This window comes from Bradyrhizobium sp. JYMT SZCCT0180, assembly GCF_018130165.1.
Taxonomy (GTDB): domain Bacteria; phylum Pseudomonadota; class Alphaproteobacteria; order Rhizobiales; family Xanthobacteraceae; genus Bradyrhizobium.
In genome coordinates, this window is sequence record NZ_JAFCLZ010000017.1 from 78,899 (window position 1) to 100,992 (window position 22,094).

The following is a 22,094-nucleotide window of genomic DNA, read 5'->3' on the forward strand; positions in this document are numbered from 1 at the left end:
ACGCCGGACCAGGCCAAGTATGGGGCCAGGTCTGAGGCCAAGTCTGAGCTTGTAGCCCATCAGAACTTGTAGCCCAGGCCCGCGCGCACCGTGTTGACGGTGGTATCGACACTGGAGGTGAAGCGGAGATATTCCCACTCGGCGCGCAGGAAAAGACCCGCATACAGCATCATGTCGATGCCGAGACCGCCGGCAAATCCCGTGACGAGGTGAGAATTGGCGTTGTCGGTCAGGGCCATGCGAGGGGCGAAAGTGGAAGCCACACCCGGCGCATCGTACCTGACAACGAGTTCAACGCTGCGGTTGATATCGGCCTGCCCCAATCCGACGCCGACGAATGCGTAGGGCAAGAAGCTTCCGACCGCATAGCCGCCGCGGACGCGAAGCGAACCGAAATCGGTCACGCGCATCGAACCGCTGGCCAGGCCGATGACGTTGGTCGTCACATTGTTAGACGTAACGGTTCGCACCTGCGAGCCGGTGCTCGAGGCCCCAAACGCACCATGGCTGTAGTTGAGTTCGATGCCGATCAGCACGTCGCTCCATTGAAAATTGTAGCCGGCAAAGGCCCCGTAGGCGGAGTTGCTCGGCGCATGCGCCTTGCCGAGCAAGGGCCATTGCGAGACGTTGAACTGCGTGTCAGCCGAGGAATTGTTGACCAGCCGGGTCATCATGTCCGTGGTGGAATTGGTGAAGTCCATGTCCGCGGCGCCGCGCGCGACCTGGCCGCCGACATAGACGCCCGACCAGTTGACTTCGATTCTGCTCAGCCCGTCAGTGAAACTGCCGCGGAGATAGTCCGGCATATCTGCCGCCTGCGCGCCAGCCGCCGCGCCACACATCATCGCCACCAGCAAAAAACGACGCATCGCAATACTCCATCGAGCAACTCTAACTTGCGTTGATCATCGCTCGTTAACCCTAACCAATCGTTATCGCAGGCTCCGATGCGACGTGATCTTGCGGGAAAAAGCCAGATGCATCGCGCGCCTGGTGCGGCCGCGCCAAAAGCAAAACGGCGCGGGAAGATCCCGCGCCGTTCTCAATCCTTAACGGATGGCAGTTGCAATTAACCTTTGCGCATCAGCGGCGCCGGCGCATAGACCTGCGGGCTTTCCAGGTTCCAGCGCACGCCGAGCTTGAGGTCATGCGAGGTCATGTCGCGGTACTGGAAGGTCGAGGGACCGGCATTGGTGCCATCGAAGAAGCGACCGTTGCCGTGGATGCCGGTACCCATGTCGAGGTAGCGGTACGCCAGTTCGACCGTGAAGTTGTTGCTGACCTTGTAGGCAAGACCGGCATGCACTGCCCAGGCGAAGTTGGTCTTGCTCGCGCCCTCGGCGAAGTACGCGCTGCTGCGGCCATCGAACGCCGGGAACGTCGCGACATCGCTAAAGCCGGTGGTCTTGATGGTGGCTGCGCCGAAGCCGGCACCGATGAACGGCGTGATGCACCACCAGGTGCCGAGGTCGACGTAACCGTTGACCATTCCGACCCAGCTCTTGTAGCCGCCGCTGTAGGTATCAGCGAGCCCGCCGCCGGGATTGAACATGAAGAAGTCGTTGCCCTTGAAGCTGACCTTCGAGCGATATTCGCCGGTGATGTCGGCACGGAACCAGCTGTTGAACTGGTAGCCGACACCGACGCCGTACATCATGCCGCTGTCGAAGCCATGGCCGTTCTGAGTCCAGACCGTATTGGCCGGCAGCGTGTCGTAGGCGTTGACGTGCAGCTTGCTCTGGGTGTTGGTCATGCCGATGTCGCCGCGCAGATACCAGCCACCGAAATCCTGTGCCGGAGCCGGTGCATAGGCCATCGGAGGCGGCGGCGCGATCGAAGGCATGTCCGCGGCGAAGGCCACCGACGACAACAGGGATGCCGCTCCGGCGGCAAGAAGAGACTTAACGCTACGCATTGGCTTCGTCCTTTTGTCCGGTGAGGCGACTGCGGAGGCCTCACATCAAAAACTCACGGGCGGACGATGCCAGCAAATGCTTAAGCGGCGCTTAACCCTAATTTTTAAGGTTGATAATCTCCGAACATTTTTCGCGCGGGCGTTTATGCGGCATGCAACCTGATGCATTTGCAGCACAGAAAATGGCGAAACCGCCATACATCCTAACGATGTGTTGACGGAAATGACACGGATGCTGACCTACCTGCTTGCCTGCCCCCGCCGTTTGCAAACACTTCGTTAACGCGCGAGCTTCGGCATCTTCGGCAGGAACACGGCAAGCAGGCCGAGCGCCGGCAGGAAGGCGCAGAGCTGGTAGACAAAGGCGATGCCGGTGTGATCGGCAAGCTTGCCGAGCACCGCCGCCCCGAGCCCGCCGATGCCGAAGGCGACGCCGAAGAACACGCCGGAAATCATTCCGAAGCGATGCGGCATCAGTTCCTGCGCGAACACGATGATCGACGACGTCGCCGAGGACAGGATCAACCCGATGATGACGGTCAGCACGGCGCTGCCGAACAGGCCGGCATAGGGCAGCGCCAATGTGAACGGCAGCGCGCCGAGGATCGAGAACCAGAGGACGTATTTGCGGCCATAGCGGTCGCCGAGCGGCCCGCCGAAGAACGCGCCTGCGGCATTGGCGGCGAGAAAGATGAAGAGATAGAGCTGGGCCGCCTGGGTCGACACGCCAAACTTGTCGATCAGATAGAAGATGTAATAGCTCGACAGGCTCGACACGTAGAGCTGTTTTGAAAACAGCAGCGCCACCAGCACCACGAGTGCGATCTTGACGCGGCGCGCGTCCGGCGCATCCGGATGGCGTTCGACCACGGCGGACTTCTTCGTCGTGATCTGCGGCCGGTACCAGACGCCGATCCGCCACAGAATCACGATCGCCAGAAACGCGATCGAGGAAAACCAGGCGATGCTGGGCTGGCCGAACGGCACCACGATCAACGCCGCCAGCACCGGCCCCATCGAGGTGCCGAAACTGCCGCCCAATTGAAACACCGATTGCGCAAAACCGTAGCGCCCGCCCGAGGCAAGCCGCGCGATCCGCGCCGATTCCGGATGGAACACGGCCGATCCCAATCCGACCAGCGAGGCCGCGATGAGGATGACCGCGTATTGATGCGCGACGCTGAGCAGCAGCAGGCCGAAGAACGTGAACCCCATGCCGATCGCGAGCGAGAACGGCTGCGCCTTCTTGTCGGTGTAATGCCCGACCAGCGGCTGCAGCAGCGACGCGGTGAACTGGAACGCCAGCGTGATCAGGCCGATCTGCGCATAGTCGAGCGCGTAATTGTCCTTCAGGATCGGATAGACCGACGCAATCAGGGACTGCATGGTGTCGTTGAGGAAGTGCGAGAAGCTGATCCCGGTGAGCACGATATAGGCCGGCCCTGCGGCGGCCGCCTTCGCGGCGAGCGCCGGCGACACGTCGGGCACCACCACGGGCGCGGTGAGCGCTTCCTCGGAGACGGTGACGGGCTTGTTCAAGGGCGCGATTCCCGAATATCGACTTGCAATAATGCCCGTTCCTACGCCGCGTGCGGTGCTGCGACCAGCATCAATAGCTAATGGCTGCGATGCGTTGGGGTGCTCGCTGGCAGGCACTTCTTCCCTTCTCCCCTTGTTGTGGGAGAAGGAAGAAAACGCCCACGAGAGCTAGCCTAGGCCGCGGCGGCGTGGCCGAGGGCGGTGACGATGTGATCGACCACTTCCTCGACCAGGATGCGATCGTCACCCTCGCCCATCACGCGGATGACGGGCTCGGTGCCGGACGAGCGGACCAGCAGGCGGCCGCATCCGTTGAGGCGTTTTTCGCCATCGACGATCGCGGATTTGACCTCGGCGTCGTCGAGCGGCTTGCCGCTGCGATAGCGTACGTTCTTCAGGATCTGCGGCAGCGGATCGAATTTGTGGCAGACTTCCGACACCGGGCGGCGGAGCTTTTGCACCACGGCCAGCACCTGCAGCGCCGCGACGAAACCATCGCCCGTGGTCGCATAGTCGGACAGGATGATGTGGCCCGACGGCTCGCCGCCGAGATTGTAGCCCTGCTTGAGCATCTGCTCGAGCACATAGCGGTCGCCGACCGGCGTGCGCACCATCTCCAGCCCAATGCCTTCGAGGAAACGCTCCAGCCCGAGATTGGACATCACGGTGGCGACGATGCCGGGCTTGGCGAGACGGCCGTCTTCCTTCCAGCTCTGCGCGATCACTGCGAGCAGCTGGTCACCGTCGACCACATGGCCGCGCTCGTCGACCAGGATGACGCGATCGGCGTCGCCGTCGAGCGCGATGCCGATATCGGCGCGCATTTCCCGCACTTTCCGACTCAATGCCTCCGGCGAGGTCGAGCCGCATTCCTTGTTGATGTTGAAACCGTCAGGATCGACACCCATGGCAACGACGTCGGCGCCGAGTTCCCACAGCGCTTCCGGCACCACCTTGTAGGCCGCGCCGTTCGCGCAGTCGATCACGACGCGCAGGCCGTCGAGCGAGAGTTCGCGCGGCAGCGTACGCTTGGCGAATTCGATGTAGCGGTCATGGACGCCGTCGATGCGGCGGGCGCGCCCGAGGCTGGCGCTCTGCGCCAGACGCCGGTCGATCGGCTCGTCGAGCAATTGCTCGATCTGCTTCTCGACGTCGTCGGAGAGTTTGAAACCCTGCGGGCCGAACAGCTTGATGCCGTTGTCCTCGAACAGATTGTGCGAGGCCGATATCATCACGCCGAGATCGGCGCGCATCGACTTGGTCAGCATCGCGACCGCCGGCGTCGGCATCGGGCCGAGCAGCAGCACGTCCATGCCGACAGAGGTAAAGCCCGCGACCATGGCGTATTCGATCATGTAGCCGGACAGCCGCGTGTCCTTGCCGATGACGACGCGATGGCGGTGATCGCCGCGCTGAAACACCAGGCCGGCCGCCTGCCCCACCTTGAGCGCGAGCTCCGGCGTGATCAGACCATTGGCACGGCCCCGAATTCCGTCGGTACCGAAATATTTGCGGCTCATATAACCCCCAGCCATTCCGCGTCTCTTAAAGCCATCCGGCAAGAAGCAGCGAACGCGCACCATAGCGTGCACCGGCCTTATAGTCTCTCAGGCGCTAAAATGGCTTCAAAAAATATGATGAATCATTACCGGCACCGGAAGCCGCGATCGGCGCATAAACCATTGCAAAACATGATATTTTTCAATTCACCCGCTGCTTGGGTACCCCTTAATCGCGCCGCTTGATGTGATGGTCGCCCTTCGACGGCGCCGGCTGGGTCACATTCACGGCGTCCGAGCCCGGAAAAGTCTCCTCCAGCCCCACCTCCAGGGCCTCGTCCAAACGGCGCTTTTCGGCGCTCTCGCGGGGCGTGCGAACATGCTTGAGATCAGGCTTGTGATCAGGCTTGGGATGACGATCGGATCCGGTCATGGAATGTCCTCCCCGCAGGGTTCCGCAAGCCTGATTTGGCTGAGGTACTAACCATGCTAGATGACGACACAGACAAGAAATTCAAGAAGGGGCCGGATCGTCCATGAAGCACATTACCTGCATCGAAGATCTGCGCCAGTTGCACAAGCGCCGGGTGCCGAAGGCGTTTTTCGATTATGCGGATCGCGGCTCCTATTCCGAGGACACGCTGCGCGCCAACCGCGCCGATCTCGAAGCGATCAAGTTCCGCCAGCGCATCCTGGTCGATGTGTCGAGGCGCGATACGTCGACGACGATCCTGGGCGAGCCGGCCGCGTTGCCGCTGAGCCTCGCCCCGGTCGGATTGCTCGGCATGCAGCACGGCGACGGTGAAATCGCCGCCTGCCGCGCCGCGCAGGCCGCCGGCATTCCGTTCACGCTGAGCACGATGTCGATCTGCTCGATCGAGGACGTCGCCGCCAATGTCGACAAGCCGTTCTGGTTCCAGCTTTACGTGATGAAGGACCGCGGCTTCATCAAATCCCTGATCGAGCGCGCGATCGCGGCGAAATGCAGCGCGCTGGTGCTGACCGTCGACCTGCAGGTGATGGGACAGCGCCACCAGGACATCAAGAACGGCATGACGATTCCACCGGAATGGTCGTTGTCGAAGCTGATCGACTTCGCCACCAAGCCGGCCTGGGTCGCCGGCGTGATGCGCGGCAAGCGCCGCACCTTCGGCAACATCGCCGGCCACGTCAAAGGCACCGACGATATCACCCAGCTCTCGCAATGGACCAACGCGCAGTTCGACACCACGCTGAGCTGGAAGGATGTCGACTGGATCCGTTCGATCTGGCCGGGCAAGCTGATCCTCAAGGGCATTCTCGACGTCGAGGACGCCGAGGAGGCCGTGAAGACCGGCGCGCATGCGATGGTGGTCTCCAACCATGGCGGCCGCCAGCTCGACGGCGCGCCGTCTTCGATCGAGGTGCTGCCCGAGATCGTCGATGAGGTCGGCGACAAGATGGAGATCATGTTCGACGGCGGCATCCGGTCCGGCCAGGACGTGATGCGCGCGCTCGCGCTCGGCGCCAAATCCTGCATGATCGGCCGCGCCTTCGTCCACGGCCTCGGCGCCGGCGGACAAGAGGGTGTCGCCAAGGCGCTCGATCTGATCCGCAACGAAATGCTTGTCACGATGGGCCTGTGCGGCGTCAACACCGTCGCCGAAATCGACGATCACGTGCTGGCGATTTAGCCCCACTGTCGTCCCGGACAAGCGAAGCGCGATCCGGGACCCATAACCACCGCCCCACGTGTTTGCAAAGGCTGGAGCTGCAGCCCGGTGCAACAACAGGCATTGGTGGTTATGGGTCCCCGCCTTCGCGGGGACGACTCGATGAGAGGTCGCGCCTCACCCTCACATCGGCGGTGTGATCCCGTTGCGGCCGACATTGACGCGGGCGGCCTCCAGCGTGCCGTCGTCCTTTTTCGTCGCGCTGAAGATGATGACCTTGGCACCCGGCTTCAGTTCGGACTTGTCGCCGGCGACGAAGGTGACAACAGGCGTGTCCGGCGGCACCACGACTTTCTTCTCGCCGTCCTTGTACTTGACCAGGATGTTCTGACCGTCGGTGCCCTTGACCGTCTGGGCGACGGTGGCGTTGGTCATGGTCGAGTTCGGGCGCGCATCCCAGGGCCGGAAACCTTCCGCGGCACCGCGCTGGTTTTCGGGGAAGATGTGAACGGCAACCGCCCGCTGGGTGCCGTCGGGCTCCGGTATGCCGGTGACGCCGATGTAGGAGCCTTCCTTGATGTCAGACAGTTCGGTCCTGGCGACACCGAACACCGCCACATTGTCGGTCATGCGCACCTTCAGGTCGGTGCCCTCGCGCGACTTGATCGACAGGACAGATCCATCGACGGCCTCGATGGTGCCGCGGATCCGCACCGTCGGCGTCGGCGGTTGTTGCGCCCAGGCGGACGCCCCAAACACGGTGGCAAATGTCAATGCAGCAGCGAGCAGGCGTGACGTCATCCGCATGGCGGTATCCCTTCCGATGTCTTTGAGCGTCCCCTCAACGCGAACACCGGGAGGGAATGCGTATTCCCATTCTCTTCGTCATTCCGGGGCGCGCAAAGCGCGAACCCGGAATCCCGAGATTCCCCGATGCGCAATTGCGCATCTGAGGTTCGATGCTACGCATCGCCCCGGAATGACGCTGCGCGTCACATCGGCGGAGTCAGCCCGTCGCGGCCGACGCTGACGCGGTTGGTTTCGAACGAGCCATCCGGCAGCTGTTTGATGGCCGCGATCACCTTGGCACCAAGCTTGAGATCGGATTTGTCGGCGGGAACAAAGGTCACGACCGGCGTCTCCTGTGAGACCTGAACCTTCTTCTCGCCACCCCTATATTTGATCAACAGCGTGTGACCGTCATTGCCGGCTACCGACTGATCCACCGTCGCATTGGTCATGGTGCTGTTGGGGCGCAGATCATAAGGCCGTGAGCCCTCGCCGGTGCCGCGCATCGCCTCGGGAAACACATGCACCTCGACCGCATTCTGGCTGCCGTCCGGTCCCGGCACCGTGGTGGCGCCGATGAAGGAACCGACCTTGACGTCGGACAGCGAGATTTTGGTAACCCCGACCACCCTGATATCGCCGGTCATGTGCAGTTTGACGTCTTCACCGCCGCGCGACTTGACCGCAAGCACGTCGCCCGCGACGCCCTCGATGGTGCCGCGAACCCGCGTCGGCGTCGGCGGCTGCTGGGCAATGGCGTAGATGGTGGACGCGGCCACCATCGCGACGGCGAGCAGCGGACGAATGAGTGTAGAACGATGCTTGGACAGATTGTTGCGCATGAGGGATCTCCGATAGGCCACCACGTAGCCACTGCCCCCAATTCCCGCAACGATATTCCCGCTCAAACCTTGGTGAGATCGGCCTCGACGATCGCACGAAGTTCTGATGTCACTTCGGGGCGCTTTCCGAACCACAATTCGAACCCGCGCACCGCCTGGTGCAGCAGCATGCCGAGCCCGTCGACGGTCTGTAGCCCGCCCCCGCGCGCGGCGACAAGCAATGGCGTATCCAGCGGCACGTAAACGAGATCGTTGACGACGGCGCCCTTCGGCAACCGGCCGACATCGAGTTCGAGCGCCGGCTGGCCGTGCATGCCGAGCGAGGTCGTGTTCACCAGCAGCCCCGCGCGCGGCAGCAATTCACTCAATGCATCCCATGCCACCGGCAATACGCTCGCGCCGAATTGATCCGCCAGGGCCTGCGCGCGCTCCCCGGTCCGGTTGGCCAGATGCACGCGCTTGACGCCGCGTTCGATCAACCCGAACAGCACGGCGCGCGCCGCACCACCGGCGCCCAGCACCAGCGCCTCCTCGGCACGCTCCCATCCGGGCGCGCAGGCATCGAGATTATTGATAAAACCCTCGACATCGGTGTTGGTCGAACACAGCTCACCGTTCTCGAACCACAAGGTGTTGGCGGCGCCGACCGCGCGGGCGCGCTCGTCCGGCTTCGACAGCACCAGCGCCTGCTCCTTGTGCGGAATGGTGACGTTGGCGCCGACAAAGCCGCGCAGCGAAAGCCGAAAGACAAAGTCCTGAAACTCGTCGGGCGGCACCGCCTCGATGACGTAGCCGCCCTCGATGCCCAGCGTCCGCAGCCAGTAATGATGGATCAGCGGCGAGCGCGAATGCGCGGCCGGCCATCCGATCAGGCACGCGGCGGGGGGTCTTGGGGCACGGGTCATGGCAGTCAATTCGGCCATGGCGGCGGCGGTGTCAATGCCGGGGTGCTAGCGACGATCCCCCTCGCTGCCAGCGCAACGATGGCCCTAACCTCTCCCCACTCTTATGCGGGGAGAGGTCGGATTGCGAAGCAATCCGGGTGAGGGGCATGGCACGATACCCGTCGCGAATTCAGAGCCAGCGGATAGAAGGGCCCCTCACCCCAACCCTCTCCCCGCAAGAGCGGGGCGAGGGAGCAGAGCACAAACCATCACGCCGCGACCCGATGCGCCGCGATGATCTGGTCGGCGGCGCGGCCGGTTACTTCGGCCATGCGGTCGAACTGCCGGGTGAAGCCGCCGGCGCCGGCGGTGGCGGACCGCAGCTCGACGATCAGGTCACCGATCTCGGCTTCCGGCATGGTGGCTCGGACGCAATCCCAGCCGGCCCAGCCCTCGCGGGTGTCAAAGCCGAGGATCTGGCCGCGCCGCGCCGACAGGATGGCGTTGATTTTTGCCGTCGCCTCGGTGGGGCAGACGATCTCCACCATGTGGATCGGCTCCAGCAGCACCGGCTGGCACTGCGGCAGCGCCTCGCCCATGCCGAGCCGCGCCGCGGTGCGGAAGGCTAGATCGGAGGAATCGACGCTGTGATAGGAGCCGTCGGTCAGGGTGACGTGGAGGTCGATCACGGGAAAGCCGAGCGGCCCGCGCGCGAGGCTGTCGACCACGCCCTCTTCCACCGCGCCGATATAGTTACGCGGCACCGCGCCGCCAACGACCTTTTCGTGGAATTCGAAACCCGAGCCGCGCGGCATCGGCTTGATTTCCAGCACCACGTCACCGAACTGGCCATGGCCGCCGGACTGCTTCTTGTGGCGCCCGCGTTGCGTGATCGATTTGCGGATCGTCTCCTGATAGCCGATCGCCGGCGCCTGCGATTTGACGTTGACGCCGAAGCGATCCTTGAGGCGTTCGAGCGCGACGCGCAGGTGCATCTCGCCCTGGCCCCACAGCACGATGTCGTGGGTCTGGGTGTTATGGATCATCGACAGCGACGGATCTTCCTCGTTCAGCCGCAACAGCGCCTGGCCGAGCTTGACGTCGTCTTTGCGATCGTTCGCGGCCAGCGACATCGCCAGCACCGGCGGCGTCGGCTCGACCCGCGCGAGCGAAGCCGGCGCGGTCTTGCCGCTCGATAGCGTGTCGCCGGTCTTGATGGAATCGAGCTTGCCGAGGGCCACGGTTTCGCCGGCTTCCGCCGCCGCCCGCTTGCTGTCGTGCCCGCCACTGACCGCGAGGATGCCGGAGACCCTGCCCGCCTCGCCGGACGAGGATTGCAGCGTCGCACCGTCATCGAGGTGCCCGGCGAGCAGCCGCACCAGCGACAGCTTGCCGCCGTGCGGCTGATGCACGGTCTTGAACACATAGCCCAGCGCATCTTTCGACGAAGACGCGCCGAGGCGCTTGGCGGTCTCGGTCACGCCGGGCGCTTCATGCCGCAACGCCTTCATCAGCCGCAGCACGCCGTTCTCGCGTGTCGCGGCACCCAGCAGTACCGGGCAGATCAGGCCTTCGCGCAATTCGCGCGCAAGATCGTCGAACACGGCGTCGCGCGGCGGCTGGATGTCTTCCAGCAGTTGCTCCATCAGCACGTCGTCGTGATCGGCGAGCTTTTCCAGCATCGAGAAGCGCGCTTCCTTCTCGCGGTCGAGATTGCCGCCGTCCAGCGCGATCACTTCCGAGGGCTTGTGTTCGCGGTAGACAAAGGCGCGCTCCAGCGCCAGATCGACAAAACCTTCGATCAATTCGCCGTTCCAGATCGGAATCTGGCGCAACACCAATGGCACGCGCGAGGCCGGCTGCAGTGTCGCCAGCGTTTCGCGGATCCGCTTGTTGGCCTTGTCGATCTTGTTCAAAAACAAAAAGCGCGGAATGCCCAATTCCTCGAGCTCGCGCAGGATGATCTGCAGCTGCGGCAGCTTCTTTTCATCGGCTTCGCAGACCACGACCGCGGCATCGACCGCCGGCAGCGCGGCGCGCATGTCCTGCGCGAACTCGATCGAGCCGGGACAATCGATAAAGGTATAGCTGTCGCCCATGAAACTGGTGGTGGCCGCACTGAGGCCCACGCCCATCTTGTGGAGCCGCGCCTCGGGGCTGGAATCGCCGACCGAAGTTCCGGCATCGACGCTGCCGGCGCGGTGGATGGCGCCTGTGCGCGCCAATATGGCTTCAAGAAGTGTAGTTTTACCGCTCTGGAAAGGGCCCACCAGCGCAATGCACCGTGGACCCGATTCTTTAGTACCTGGGGGACTTCTGACGTCTTGTCCCATTGCCGCCTCCTTGTTTGGAGCTCGGCCCATGATTGGGTCGGCGGATCAGATGCTCCGCCCGCCGCGACGATTTGGCAAGTCAGAAAAAGTTGCTGCGGTGCATCGTGACGGGCGCGGGGGCGGCCGGCTCACCCGCCTCCCGCGGCGGCGGCCGAGGGAGAAAAGTTGACGCTCCGGCCTAAGTTCCAGGCTTTCCCGCCCAACGATGCTGTGCAGGCTCGGGTCGCGTAAGCTCAACGACAGCACGCGATTGAAACTCGCGGAACGGTCGGCTCGTCACCTACTTCGTTCGTCGCGACGCTTCGCGCAGTTCGGTCGGCGTCATGCCGAAACGGCGGCGAAAGCGGCGATTGAAGTAAGGGACCTCGTTGAACCCGCAGGTCCATGCGATTTCGCTCACCTTCAATCGGTCGTGGACTGCATCCGTCAGCATCACCCTCGCCTCATGCAGCCGCATCTCAAGCACGCGCTCGGCGAAACCAGATCCGCTTTCGGCCAGCAGATCGTTCACGTAGCGACGCGACAGGCCCAAACGCTGCGCAACGCTCTGCGACGAGAACTCCGGATCGTGAAAGCCCGATTTGATGGCCGCAAGAACGTCGTGCAATCGTGCTGCGCGCAGGCCGCGGCTCACTGCAATCTCCGGCGGATCGCCGCGCGCGCCGAGCGCAAGTGCGACGAGATCGACAAGCATGGTTTCGATGTGCCGGTCGAGCGCCGGATCGCCATCCTGCTTCAGGCCCATGAGAAACTCGGCGTACCGGCAAAGATGACGCAACGCCGGCGAGGACGCATCGAGCGGCTTGCCTATGAGGTCGTCAGCGTTTGGGACCAATGCAAGAAGCCGGGCGCGCGAAATATTGATCGTATACCAGCCATTTTCCGGACCTCCGACCAACTCGCCGGGTTCGGCAGTCAGAAGCACCGCGGTGTCGCGGTTGATCGTCGCCTCCTGCCCGTTCTGGATTATATCGGAGCGACCGCTATGAAGCGCGACGCAAAAATTGTCCGCACCATCGGAAGCGACGTCGCGCTGGCTGCGCTTCATCCGATCGATGCTGCCGTCGAGCCGAACGATACCGACCGCGCCGATCGGCACGAATTCAAAGTTCACCGTGGACGGGCGGTCATCCGCGCGCTGGTGATCGACTGAACCATAAACCGCATTCCACTGATCCTGCCAAAGCGAGAATTTTTCCTGATCGTTCAGATGGGACGGAAGTTGCTCTGACGCAAAAACAACTTTCTGGATCCCGCCGCCAACGGCCTTTCCGCCCAACTCATCAACGTCCATCGCCTGCGACGCCCTGAAAATTCGCTTCGCTTCGAGCTGATCCCGATCAAGACAAAATAGCTGCATCGGCACGATCCAGACAGTGCCAGTTAAACCAATTGTGCCAGCCAGTTTCGCAACCCGTGGCGCGATTGCAACGCTCGCCGGCAATCGCGAGCCGATGCCACGCGGTGCAAATCAGGAGCCCGTCAGGACAATCCCATTTTGCGCGGCTTGGTAAGAATGCACCGAGACCAGATGACACGCGACCTGATGAATCCGGACCTGACGATTTGAGGGTCGGGACTCATCCGCAGAATTGTTCGGGGGTGACACTATGGATTATGTATCGCGGACGACGCTCGCAGCCGCTGCCATTTCGTTGGGCAGTCTCTCTGCCGGATTGGCGGCCGATCTCGGACCGCGCCCTGCGGCGCCGATCGCGCCGGCCTTTTACGACTGGAGCGGCGTCTATATCGGTTTGCATGCCGGCTACGGCGGAGGCATGAAGGATTGGACCCAAGCGTTAGGGAACAATTTCACTGCGAAGGGTTTCCTCGCCGGCGGCCAGATCGGAATCAACAAGCAAATCGGCAGCCTGGTGTTCGGCCTGGAACTTGATGGATCGTGGGCCGACATTGGGGGTTCGCAACTACTTTCCGACGGCGGACCGGCCGCGGCCTTCCAGGTGGACTTCACCGGCCGGTCGAAGATCGATGGCCTTGTAACGTTGACGGGGCGTGCCGGTTTGGCCGCCGACCGTTGGTTCGTCTATGCCAAGGGCGGCCTTGCCGTCGCGCAGGAAAGGCATTCTTTCAGCAATAACACCTCTACCTTCCCGCCAGCACCTCCGTTTACCGCCGTCATCTCGGGCAGCAGCAGCGAGCGTCGATGGGCTCCTACGGTCGGCTTCGGAACGGAGTATGCGTTAGGAAACAACTGGTCAGTCAAGGCCGAGTACGACTACGTCCACCTGGGCAACAGAACGGTGGGATTTACCGGAACGGCGAACTTCAATGGCGTCGCAGCTCCCCTTGATCCGACCAACGTGCCAATCGAGCAGGCGCTCCATCTCGTCAAGATCGGCGCGAATTATCGATTTGGCGGAATTCAGACCGATCCGACGTTTGCACCGGTCAGGGCCGCGCCAGGATACAACTGGTCGGGCGCCTATGTCGGCGTTCAGGGTGGATACGGTTTCGGCCACGAGCAATGGCCCGATCTGTTCGATCCGGCGAATCCCCAAACCGGAAAGTTTGATTTGAACGGATGGCTTGCCGGGGGAACCGTCGGGGTCAACGCGCAAGCAGGCTCATTCGTCTTCGGCGTCGAAGGCGAATGGATGTGGACCGGTATCAAAGGCAATCAGACAACCGTCGTTGATTTAGGTCGACGAACCACGCAGACGCTCGGCCTCGACACAAAGGTCAATTGGCTTGCGATCGCAGCGGCGCGTGCCGGCTTTGTAGCCGCCGAGCGCTTCATGATCTATGGCAAGGCCGGCGTCGCGCTCGCTGACGAGAGGCACACGTTTACTCAAAGCACGATCGGTCCAGTTTCCAGCTCGGTATTCAACCTGGAAGGCAAGGCCTTGCACACCGGGCTCGTGGCGGGTGCCGGCGTCGAGTACGCCCTCGGCGGCAATTGGTCGGCCAAATTCGAGTATGACTACATCAAGATGCTTGCGCAGAACTTTACAGCGATCGGCACCCAGAGCGTGAACGCCCCGCCCATTGTAGGATCGGCCGCTTTTACCGCCCAGTTCTCAAAGATGCCGCAGGACCTGCACCTGATCAAGTTCGGCGTGAACTATCACTTCAGCCCGGCGCCGGTCGCAGTCAGTGCCCGATACTGATCAGCACATCGCGACGAGCTGCAGGTCGTAGGATTTCCTGAACATATCTGACAGACAAAAGGCTCGCATTCCGCGGGCCTTTTTTTGTCGACCAGGTCCAGAAAGCGTGGCGCGATTGCAACGCTGGCCGGCAATCGCCGGCCCATGCCACGCCGTACAAATCGAAGGCCAACCAGGACAAGGCGATTATTGCGGCCTTGGTAAGAATGAAACAGGAATTGGTGAACCCGGACCTGACGATTCAGGATCAGGACTCATCCGCAGAATTGTTCGGGGGCGACATCATGTATCATCTATCGCGGACGACGCTTGCAGCCGCAGCCATCTCATGGGGCAGCATCGCCACTGCATTCGCGGCCGATCTCGGGCCGCACCCCGCCTATAAGGCGATGCCGGTCGCCACCGTTTATGACTGGACCGGTCTGTACATCGGCGCTCATGCCGGTTGGGCTGGCGCCGACCGTACGTTCGAGCGAACGTTTATCGGAGGCGAGACCATCAATCCCGGCTTCTCGCAGCATCCAAACGGCTTTGCCGGTGGCGGCCAGATCGGCTTCAACCGGCAGACCGGCAACTGGGTGTGGGGCCTGGAGGCTGACATCTCGGGCACGAAACAGCGCAGCTCGACCACCGTTGCCGGTCCCATAATCCCGTTCTTTGCTCAAACTACTCACACCTACGACGTGTCGATCGATTGGACCGCGAGCCTGACCGGACGTCTCGGTTATGCGTGGGACCGCTGGATGCTTTACGGCAAGGGCGGCGCCGCCGTGATGCAAGAGACCTATGGCCTGAGGGCGCCCGGCCTCTTCCCACCGGATTCCCCCTACCATAATGCCAAGGTCCCCCGACTCGGCTGGACCGTCGGCGCAGGCGTCGAAAATGCCTTCCTGGATAACTGGTCATGGAAAGCCGAATACAATTATATGCGGTTTGACGGCAACGACAGCATTACCAATGTTCATTCACTAAGAGCATTAGCCGGGGTCACGTCGCACACGGAAGTGAACCTTCACCTCGTCAAGGCCGGCATAAATTATAGATTTGGCGGCCCCATTGCAGCGCCAGGCATTCGACCGACGCTTGCCTACAAAGCCCCGGTCGCGACGGTGTATGACTGGACGGGATTGTACGTCGGCGGGCACGCCGGCTCGGCCAGTGCCGAGCGAAATTTCCTCACCATTTTTGATTTTGATGTTTTTGGTTTCGGCAGAACCGTCTTTAGTCCGCCCTTCACACAGAAGCCCACCGGCTTTGTGGGTGGCGGGCAGGTTGGCTTCAACCGGCAGGCAGGCAGCTGGGTGTTCGGAATGGAGGCCGACGCTTCAGGTACCAACCTTGGTGCAAGAACAACCGTCATCGACTCAACCGCGACCTTCCTGCAAACCTACCACGTCGAGATCGACTGGACTGCTACCCTGGCGGGGCGCGTGGGTTACGCCTGGGACCGCTGGATGCTTTACGGCAAGGGTGGCGGCGCGCTGTTGCGCGAAACCTACGCGCTGTCAGGTCCGCTGCTTGGCGCCCGCAATGACGCCCATGCGACCCGGGCCGGCTGGACCATTGGCGCCGGTATCGAGAACGCCTTTCTCGACAACTGGTCGTGGAAAGCGGAATACAACTTCATGAGCTTCGGTGACACGAAAACGATCAGCAACAGCCGCACCACCACAAACGCGGTCGCGACAGCGAACGAGACGAATGTGAACCTTCACACCGTCAAGCTTGGCGTCAATTACAGGTTTGGCAATTACGGCATCGTCACCAAGTACTGACTTAAGAAAAAGGGCCCGCATCGCACGGGCCCTTTTTACGTCGGTTGACCGAATTCACCTTCCCGGCCGAAGTTCCAGGCTTTCCAGTCCGGCAGCGATGCTGACGCCGACCTGGCCCTGCAGGCTGAGCGGCTGCAGCGCGATCGAGTTAGCCGAGCCGCCGACCAGCACGTTGCCGCCGACGCCGACACCGAGCGTCGCACTGCCCTGCGCGCCGACATAATCGCCGGAGAGCCCGCCCGGCCCGAGCTGCGCCGACGGCGCAAACACGCCCCAGGCCAAAGCGGATTCCTGGGTGATGCCGAGATCGAGACCGACTTTGCGGATGGTGGCGACGTAACGGTCTTCCGGCATGCCGTCGGCGCGCAGCACGCAGCCGAGATTGGTGACGGACCCGACGATGAAGCCGATGCTGGCGCCACCGCGGCATTCGAGAATGCCGACCTGCACCCGCGCCACCTGCTGCGCATTGGCGCCGGGAATCGAAGCGACCCACATGGTGATGGCGGCAGCGGCGAGAACGAGGGAGCGACGCATGAGGAAATCTCCGGCTGAAACGATGTGATGCGAGCAGGGAATTGAGAAAGGCGCCGCCAAGCGGTGAGCGCCTTTCTATGGCACAACATCCGCAGCCGTTCCAGATTTGGTCTTGGTTCGTCATTCCGGGACGCGCGAAAGCGCGAACCTCAGATGCGCAGTTGCGCATCGGGGAATCTCGAGATTCCCCGGGGCGCAATTGCGCCCCTGAGGTCTGGTCCTTCGGACCATCCCGGAATGACGGCGCAAAAAAAGGCCCGCTTCCGCGGGCCTTTTCATCAAAACTATCTTCAGCCGCGGCGATGATGCCGGCGGTGGTGACGGCGCGGAGGGCCATAGCCGCGGAACGGCTCCAGCTGGATGTCGGCAATCCCGGCGGCGACGTTCAGCCCGGTCTGGCCCTGCACGCTGAGCGGCTGCAGCGCGTAGGAATTGGCCGGACCGCCGACGAGGAAGTTGCCACCACCGCCGATACCGACCGACGCGTTGGCGCCGACGCCGCCGTAATTGCCGGCGAGATCACCGCGGCTGACCCGGCTGTTCGGCGCGTTCACCGCCCAGGCCAATTGCGTCTGTGCGGTGATGCCAAGATCGAGGCCGTAGCGGCGCACGGTGGCGATGTAAGGCTCCGGCCGGCGGCCTTCGCTCTTGAACACGCATTCGAGGCTGGTCACGGAGCCGACGACATAGCCGACATTCTGGCCGCCCTGGCATTGCAGGACGCCGGCGCGAACCGGCGGCGCCGCATCCGCGCTCGCGATCGGCGCAACGAGCGCCGCGATCGCGATGCCGAAGGTCGTAAAACGTTTTCCGAAAAGCATGTGTCGTCCCCGCTTGATGAACTGAATGTGCGGGGGACAGGAAGGAAGCGCCGTGTCCAAAACATGGCGCTTTGCAAAAAGAAGACTTCAAAACATCATGCGCTTCACGCGTGATGTGATTTGACACGCCTTTTTTCCGACGTGTTTTCTTTCGCGTTTTCTTTGACAGAAACTTTGGGAAACAAACCGGAACCTGTCCCGCATCATTTGCGGAACAGGCTTCGCTTCAAAACGCGTTATCTCAGATTGCCGCAAAAGCGCTGGATGCGTTTGCAGGCGTCTTCGAGATCGGAAGTCTTGGTGGCGTAGGAGATCCGGAACGCCGGGCCGAGCCCGAACGCGGAACCTTGCACCACGGCGACACCTTCGGTTTCAAGCAGTTCCGTGACGAAGTCCTCGTCATTCGCGATCACCTTGCCGGACGGCGCGGTCTTGCCGATGGTGCCGGCGCAGGACGGATAGACGTAGAACGCGCCCTCGGGCCGCGGGCATTCGATGCCCTTGGCCTGGTTCAGCATCGACACCGCAAGGTCACGGCGTTCCTTGAACACCTTGTTGTTCGCGGGGATGAAGTCCTGCGGACCGTTGAGCGCCTCGACCGACGCCCACTGCGAGATCGACGACGGGTTCGAGGTCGACTGCGACTGAATCGTCGCCATCGCCTTGATCAGTTCCGCCGGGCCGCCGGCATAGCCGATGCGCCAGCCGGTCATGCAATAGGCCTTCGACACGCCGTTCACCGTCAGCGTGCGGTCGTACAATTTCGGCTCGATCTGCGCCGGCGTCGTGAACTCGAAGTCGTCATAGACCAGGTGCTCGTACATGTCGTCGGTCATCACCCAGATATTGGGGTGCTTCACCAGCACGTCGGTGATCGCCTTCAGCTCGCTGCGCGAATAGGCAGCGCCGGTCGGGTTCGACGGCGAGCAGAGAATGATCCACTTGGTCTTCGGCGTGATCGCCTTTTCCAGCGCGTCGGGCTGCAGCTTGAAGCCCTGCTCCGCCGGGCACACCACCGACACCGGCTCGCCGCCGGCCAGCGCCACCATCTCCGGATAGCTGACCCAATAGGGCGCGGGGATGATGACCTCGTCGCCCGGATTGATGGTCGCCATCAGCGCGTTGTAGAGCACCTGCTTGCCGCCGGTACCGATGATGATCTGGTTCGGCTTGTAGGTCAGGCCGTTCTCGCGCTGGAACTTGGCGATGATCGCCTCCTTCAGCTCGGGAATGCCGTCGACCGCGGTGTATTTGGTCTTGCCGGCCTCGATGGCGTGGATCGCCGCCAGCTTGATGTTGGCGGGCGTGTCGAAATCGGGCTCGCCGGCGCCAAGGCCGATGACGTTGCGGCCGGCCGCTTTCAGCGCGCGTGCTTTATCCGTGACCGCGATCGTCGCGGACGGCTTCACACGGTCGAGCGCAGCGGACAGAAAAGGCATCATCATCTCCTGGGAATGGCGTGTGTGGGCACACGTGTGCCCGTTTCGGGAATGATCCGTGATTCCAAATGTTGGGATCGGCGCACCCTAAAGCGCTCAGCGCCGCATCGCAAGAAGCTTGGCCCGAAAGGCTCAAATTTTACGGGGGTCGCAGGCTCGATCGGCGCAATATTCGGAAAAATTCTGCGCCGAAATGACTCATATCTGGCCAAGGAAACCGGCGAAGGAAACCGCCGCGGCCGCGATGGTCTTGGAGATGGTCTTGGAGATGGTCTTGGACGACGGTCTTGGCGACGGCCTGATCATCCCCGGCCCGGACGCCGCGCCGGGGTATGGCCCTCCGACGCGATCAGGTGCCGCGATGGATTGCTCCGAGGTCAATTCAGATTTGACGTCGATCCATCTCGCAGAGATTTCAAATTCCGCACCTGCACGCATCGACAATATCGCGAAAGCTTGAAGCGTTCCGATCACAAATCCCGACCACGTGATCGCTCCGTCGAGGCATGGCGTTCTGCGCGCGTGCAGTGCGGTAGAGGTTTTCGACTTTTTCCATAATGCGGGTCTTGCGACGCAACCCTAACGGCATCATTGTTTAACCGCGTTGCGGCGATCCGCGCGCGATAGACGTGCAACTGATCGATTGAAATTCATACGATGTACAAGCTCTATTCGATGCAGCGCTCCGGCAACAGCTACAAGGTCCGCCTTGCGCTGTCGCTGCTCAAAGCGCCGTATTGCGCGATCGAAGTCGACATCCTGCGCGGTGAAAGCCGGACGCCGGATTTTCTGGCGATGAACCCGAGCGGACAGGTGCCGCTGCTGGAAGTCGCCGATGGACGCTACCTCGCCGAATCCAACGCCATCCTCTGGTACGTCGCCGGCGGCACCTCGCTGGCGCCGGAATCGCGGGTCGAGCGCGCCGAGGCGCTGCAGTGGATGTTCTTCGAACAGCACGCGCTGGAGCCCAATCTCGGCGCGGCCTATTTCTGGCTGTCGCTGGTCAAGGGCGGCCGCGACCTGCAGACCCACGCCTTGGAGGACTGGATGGAGCGCGGCTACGCCGCGCTTCAGGTGATGGAAAACCATCTCAAGACCCGGGCCTATTTCGCCGCAGACCAGCTCACGGTCGCCGACATCGCGCTGTACGGCTACACCCATGTCGCCGACCGCTGTGACTATGACCTCGCGACCTTCCCCGCGATCCGCGCCTGGCTGCGGCGGGTCGAACAGACCCCCGGTTTCGTGACCATGGACTGGCGGCCGGATGCCGAGGTTGAGGATCCCGCCAGCGTCGCCGCCGGAGCCTGAGCCGCGGGCTGATTCACGTTCGCTTGAAGAGGCGTCCGAAGGTTAAGGACAGCGGGAATAACGTTAACCTTTGCCGTGATTTCGCCATTTTTGGCACTCTCGCGCCCCAATATTGCCGGCCACAATTGTGAACTTCCCGATGTCGCGGGTGATTCGCCCGCGTCTTGAAGGAATTAGACCCATGACACGGTCGCCCGGCACGGTCGGCTTCGAAAGCCGCCCTGCGCCAGTCGCTTCCGCCCGACTGACCAACGCCATTGCCGCCTCTCTGGCGATCGGTACGCTGTCGCTGTGCCTCGTCGTCGCGCTGACAGTGCTCTCGATCAAGGTGACCATGGCCATGCCGATTCCGGCGTGACTGCGGCATTTCCTGATTGGACCTTTTCCGAGCGCAACGCACGATGATTGGCATCGCGGGCGGACGAAGATGAAGACACCTGTCGGACTTGTGACCGTGGCGCTGACGGCAGCGATCCTGCTGACCGCGACCCTGGTGATCGCCACCGGCACGCGCGGCGAAGAGACGGAGTTTCCGTCGTCCGCCGGCGCGCTCGAAGTGCGAACCTTTGCAAGGGGTCTGGTCAATCCGTGGTCGCTGGCGTTCCTGCCCGACGGCAAGATGCTGGTGACCGAACGGCCCGGCCGAATCCGGATCGTATCCGCGGAAGGACAGCTGTCGCCGCCGCTCAAGGGCGTGCCCGACGTGTGGGCGTCCGGCCAGGGCGGAATGCTCGACGTCGCGATCGACAAATCCTATGCGCAGAACAAGACGATCTATTTCTGTTTTGCGGAGCGGACCAGCGGCGGCGGCCGCACCGCGATCGCGCGCGCCAAGCTCAACGACGCCGCCGGCCGCCTCGACGAAACCAAAATCATCTTCCGCCAGGAAGGCCCGCTGTCATCGGGCAATCATTATGGCTGCCGCATCGCGCAGGCCGACGACGGCAATTTGTTCGTGACGCTGGGTGACCATGGTTCGCATCGCGACCAGGCCCAGGACCTCGGCAATCATCTCGGCAAGGTGATCCGGATCGCACCGGATGGATCGGCCGCCGCCGGCAACCCGTTCATCGGCCGCGCCGGCGCCAAGCCGGAAATCTGGAGTTACGGCCACCGCAACGGCCAGGGCCTCGCGATCAACCCGGCGTCGGGCGACGTCTGGGAAGTCGAGCACGGCCCACGCGGCGGCGATGAGCTCAACATCATCAGGCCGGCAAAGAATTACGGCTGGCCGGTGATCGGCTTCGGCCTCGAATACAGCGGCGGCAAGATCCACGAAAGCACCGCCAAGGACGGCATGGAGCAGCCGGTCAAATACTGGGTGCCGTCAATCTCCCCCTCCGGCATGCAGTTCTATACCGGCAAGCTGTTTCCAAAATGGTCCGGCAACCTGTTCGTCGGCGCGCTGTCCGGCAGCATGCTGGTGCGGCTGTCGCTGAACGGCAACGGCGTCGCGGGCGAAGAGCGCCTGCTGCAAAATCTGCACGAGCGGATTCGCGACGTCAGGCAAGGCCCGGACGGCGCGCTGTGGCTGCTGACCGACAGCTCCAACGGACGCATCCTGCGGGTGACGCCCTCTGTAAAGTGATGACGCCCAAACGCAGATGAACGCGTGAACGGGAAGCTGCGA

General features: G+C 62.6%; 20 protein-coding genes. 7 read left to right on the plus strand and 13 right to left on the minus strand.

The window, feature by feature from the left end:
• Positions 1-59 precede the first annotated feature (59 nt).
• From JQ641_RS24440 to JQ641_RS24460, 5 genes are all read right to left on the minus strand, one after another.
• Complete coding sequence (locus JQ641_RS24440) at positions 60-869, minus strand: outer membrane protein (RefSeq protein WP_211998446.1); 810 nt, start codon at positions 867-869, stop codon at positions 60-62.
• A 200-nt stretch (positions 870-1,069) separates the two neighbouring features.
• Positions 1,070-1,915 (minus strand): outer membrane protein, encoded by an 846-nt coding sequence (locus tag JQ641_RS24445; protein ID WP_211998447.1) that lies wholly within the window; start codon positions 1,913-1,915, stop codon positions 1,070-1,072.
• 279 nt (positions 1,916-2,194) lie between these two features.
• Positions 2,195-3,454: an MFS transporter gene (locus JQ641_RS24450; RefSeq protein ID WP_211998448.1), complete on the minus strand. Its 1,260-nt coding sequence runs from the start codon at positions 3,452-3,454 to the stop codon at positions 2,195-2,197.
• A 173-nt stretch (positions 3,455-3,627) separates the two neighbouring features.
• Complete coding sequence (glmM, locus tag JQ641_RS24455) at positions 3,628-4,974, minus strand: phosphoglucosamine mutase (RefSeq protein ID WP_211998557.1); 1,347 nt, start codon at positions 4,972-4,974, stop codon at positions 3,628-3,630.
• Between the two features lie 208 nt (positions 4,975-5,182).
• Complete coding sequence (locus JQ641_RS24460; protein WP_211998449.1) at positions 5,183-5,386, minus strand: hypothetical protein; 204 nt, start codon at positions 5,384-5,386, stop codon at positions 5,183-5,185.
• Between the two features lie 103 nt (positions 5,387-5,489).
• Between JQ641_RS24460 and JQ641_RS24465 the strand changes: the two genes are divergently transcribed.
• Positions 5,490-6,626, plus strand: a complete 1,137-nt coding sequence (locus tag JQ641_RS24465; RefSeq protein WP_211998450.1) for an alpha-hydroxy acid oxidase — start codon at positions 5,490-5,492, stop codon at positions 6,624-6,626.
• 162 nt (positions 6,627-6,788) lie between these two features.
• On the opposite strand, the gene JQ641_RS24470 is transcribed toward JQ641_RS24465, so the two are convergent.
• The 5 genes from JQ641_RS24470 to JQ641_RS24490 all read right to left on the minus strand — a co-directional run bounded on the left by JQ641_RS24470 (position 6,789) and on the right by JQ641_RS24490 (position 12,897).
• The gene (locus tag JQ641_RS24470) at positions 6,789-7,406 is read right to left on the minus strand and encodes a single stranded DNA-binding domain-containing protein (protein ID WP_249150660.1); all 618 of its coding nucleotides are present in this window, start codon (positions 7,404-7,406) and stop codon (positions 6,789-6,791) included.
• A gap of 191 nt (positions 7,407-7,597) precedes the next feature.
• Positions 7,598-8,176: a hypothetical protein gene (locus tag JQ641_RS24475; RefSeq protein WP_502754988.1), complete on the minus strand. Its 579-nt coding sequence runs from the start codon at positions 8,174-8,176 to the stop codon at positions 7,598-7,600.
• A 122-nt stretch (positions 8,177-8,298) separates the two neighbouring features.
• On the minus strand, positions 8,299-9,141 hold the full coding sequence (locus JQ641_RS24480) for a shikimate dehydrogenase (RefSeq protein WP_211998452.1): 843 nt from the start codon (positions 9,139-9,141) through the stop codon (positions 8,299-8,301).
• Positions 9,142-9,389: 248 nt separating this feature from the next.
• A complete protein-coding gene (locus tag JQ641_RS24485) occupies positions 9,390-11,453 on the minus strand; it encodes an elongation factor G (protein WP_211998453.1) in 2,064 nt (687 codons plus the stop codon).
• Positions 11,454-11,733: 280 nt separating this feature from the next.
• Complete coding sequence (locus tag JQ641_RS24490; protein WP_211998454.1) at positions 11,734-12,897, minus strand: AraC family transcriptional regulator; 1,164 nt, start codon at positions 12,895-12,897, stop codon at positions 11,734-11,736.
• A gap of 166 nt (positions 12,898-13,063) precedes the next feature.
• On the opposite strand from JQ641_RS24490, the gene JQ641_RS24495 reads away from it, so the two are divergent.
• Together JQ641_RS24495 and JQ641_RS24500 are read left to right on the plus strand one after the other, a co-directional pair.
• A complete protein-coding gene (locus JQ641_RS24495; RefSeq protein WP_211998455.1) occupies positions 13,064-14,581 on the plus strand; it encodes an outer membrane protein in 1,518 nt (505 codons plus the stop codon).
• A gap of 206 nt (positions 14,582-14,787) precedes the next feature.
• A complete protein-coding gene (locus JQ641_RS24500) occupies positions 14,788-16,356 on the plus strand; it encodes an outer membrane protein (RefSeq protein ID WP_211998456.1) in 1,569 nt (522 codons plus the stop codon).
• A gap of 54 nt (positions 16,357-16,410) precedes the next feature.
• On the opposite strand, the gene JQ641_RS24505 is transcribed toward JQ641_RS24500, so the two are convergent.
• The 3 genes from JQ641_RS24505 to JQ641_RS24515 all read right to left on the minus strand — a co-directional run bounded on the left by JQ641_RS24505 (position 16,411) and on the right by JQ641_RS24515 (position 19,153).
• The gene (locus JQ641_RS24505) at positions 16,411-16,893 is read right to left on the minus strand and encodes a DUF992 domain-containing protein (RefSeq protein WP_211998457.1); all 483 of its coding nucleotides are present in this window, start codon (positions 16,891-16,893) and stop codon (positions 16,411-16,413) included.
• 290 nt (positions 16,894-17,183) lie between these two features.
• Complete coding sequence (locus tag JQ641_RS24510; RefSeq protein WP_211998458.1) at positions 17,184-17,714, minus strand: DUF992 domain-containing protein; 531 nt, start codon at positions 17,712-17,714, stop codon at positions 17,184-17,186.
• 236 nt (positions 17,715-17,950) lie between these two features.
• The gene (locus JQ641_RS24515; protein ID WP_211998459.1) at positions 17,951-19,153 is read right to left on the minus strand and encodes a pyridoxal phosphate-dependent aminotransferase; all 1,203 of its coding nucleotides are present in this window, start codon (positions 19,151-19,153) and stop codon (positions 17,951-17,953) included.
• 118 nt (positions 19,154-19,271) lie between these two features.
• Between JQ641_RS24515 and JQ641_RS24520 the strand changes: the two genes are divergently transcribed.
• The 4 genes from JQ641_RS24520 (at position 19,272) to JQ641_RS24535 (ending at position 22,052) form a co-directional block, all read left to right on the plus strand.
• The gene (locus JQ641_RS24520; RefSeq protein ID WP_211998460.1) at positions 19,272-19,613 is read left to right on the plus strand and encodes a hypothetical protein; all 342 of its coding nucleotides are present in this window, start codon (positions 19,272-19,274) and stop codon (positions 19,611-19,613) included.
• Between the two features lie 197 nt (positions 19,614-19,810).
• Entirely contained in the window at positions 19,811-20,464 is a 654-nt protein-coding gene (locus JQ641_RS24525) for a glutathione S-transferase family protein (RefSeq protein WP_211998461.1), read from the plus strand.
• A gap of 181 nt (positions 20,465-20,645) precedes the next feature.
• Positions 20,646-20,822 carry a hypothetical protein gene (locus tag JQ641_RS24530; protein WP_211998462.1) on the plus strand — a complete coding sequence of 59 codons (177 nt, stop codon included), beginning with the start codon at positions 20,646-20,648 and terminating at the stop codon, positions 20,820-20,822.
• A gap of 69 nt (positions 20,823-20,891) precedes the next feature.
• Positions 20,892-22,052, plus strand: coding sequence for a PQQ-dependent sugar dehydrogenase (locus tag JQ641_RS24535; protein WP_211998463.1), 1,161 nt, complete (start codon positions 20,892-20,894; stop codon positions 22,050-22,052).
• Positions 22,053-22,094: the final 42 nt, after the last annotated feature.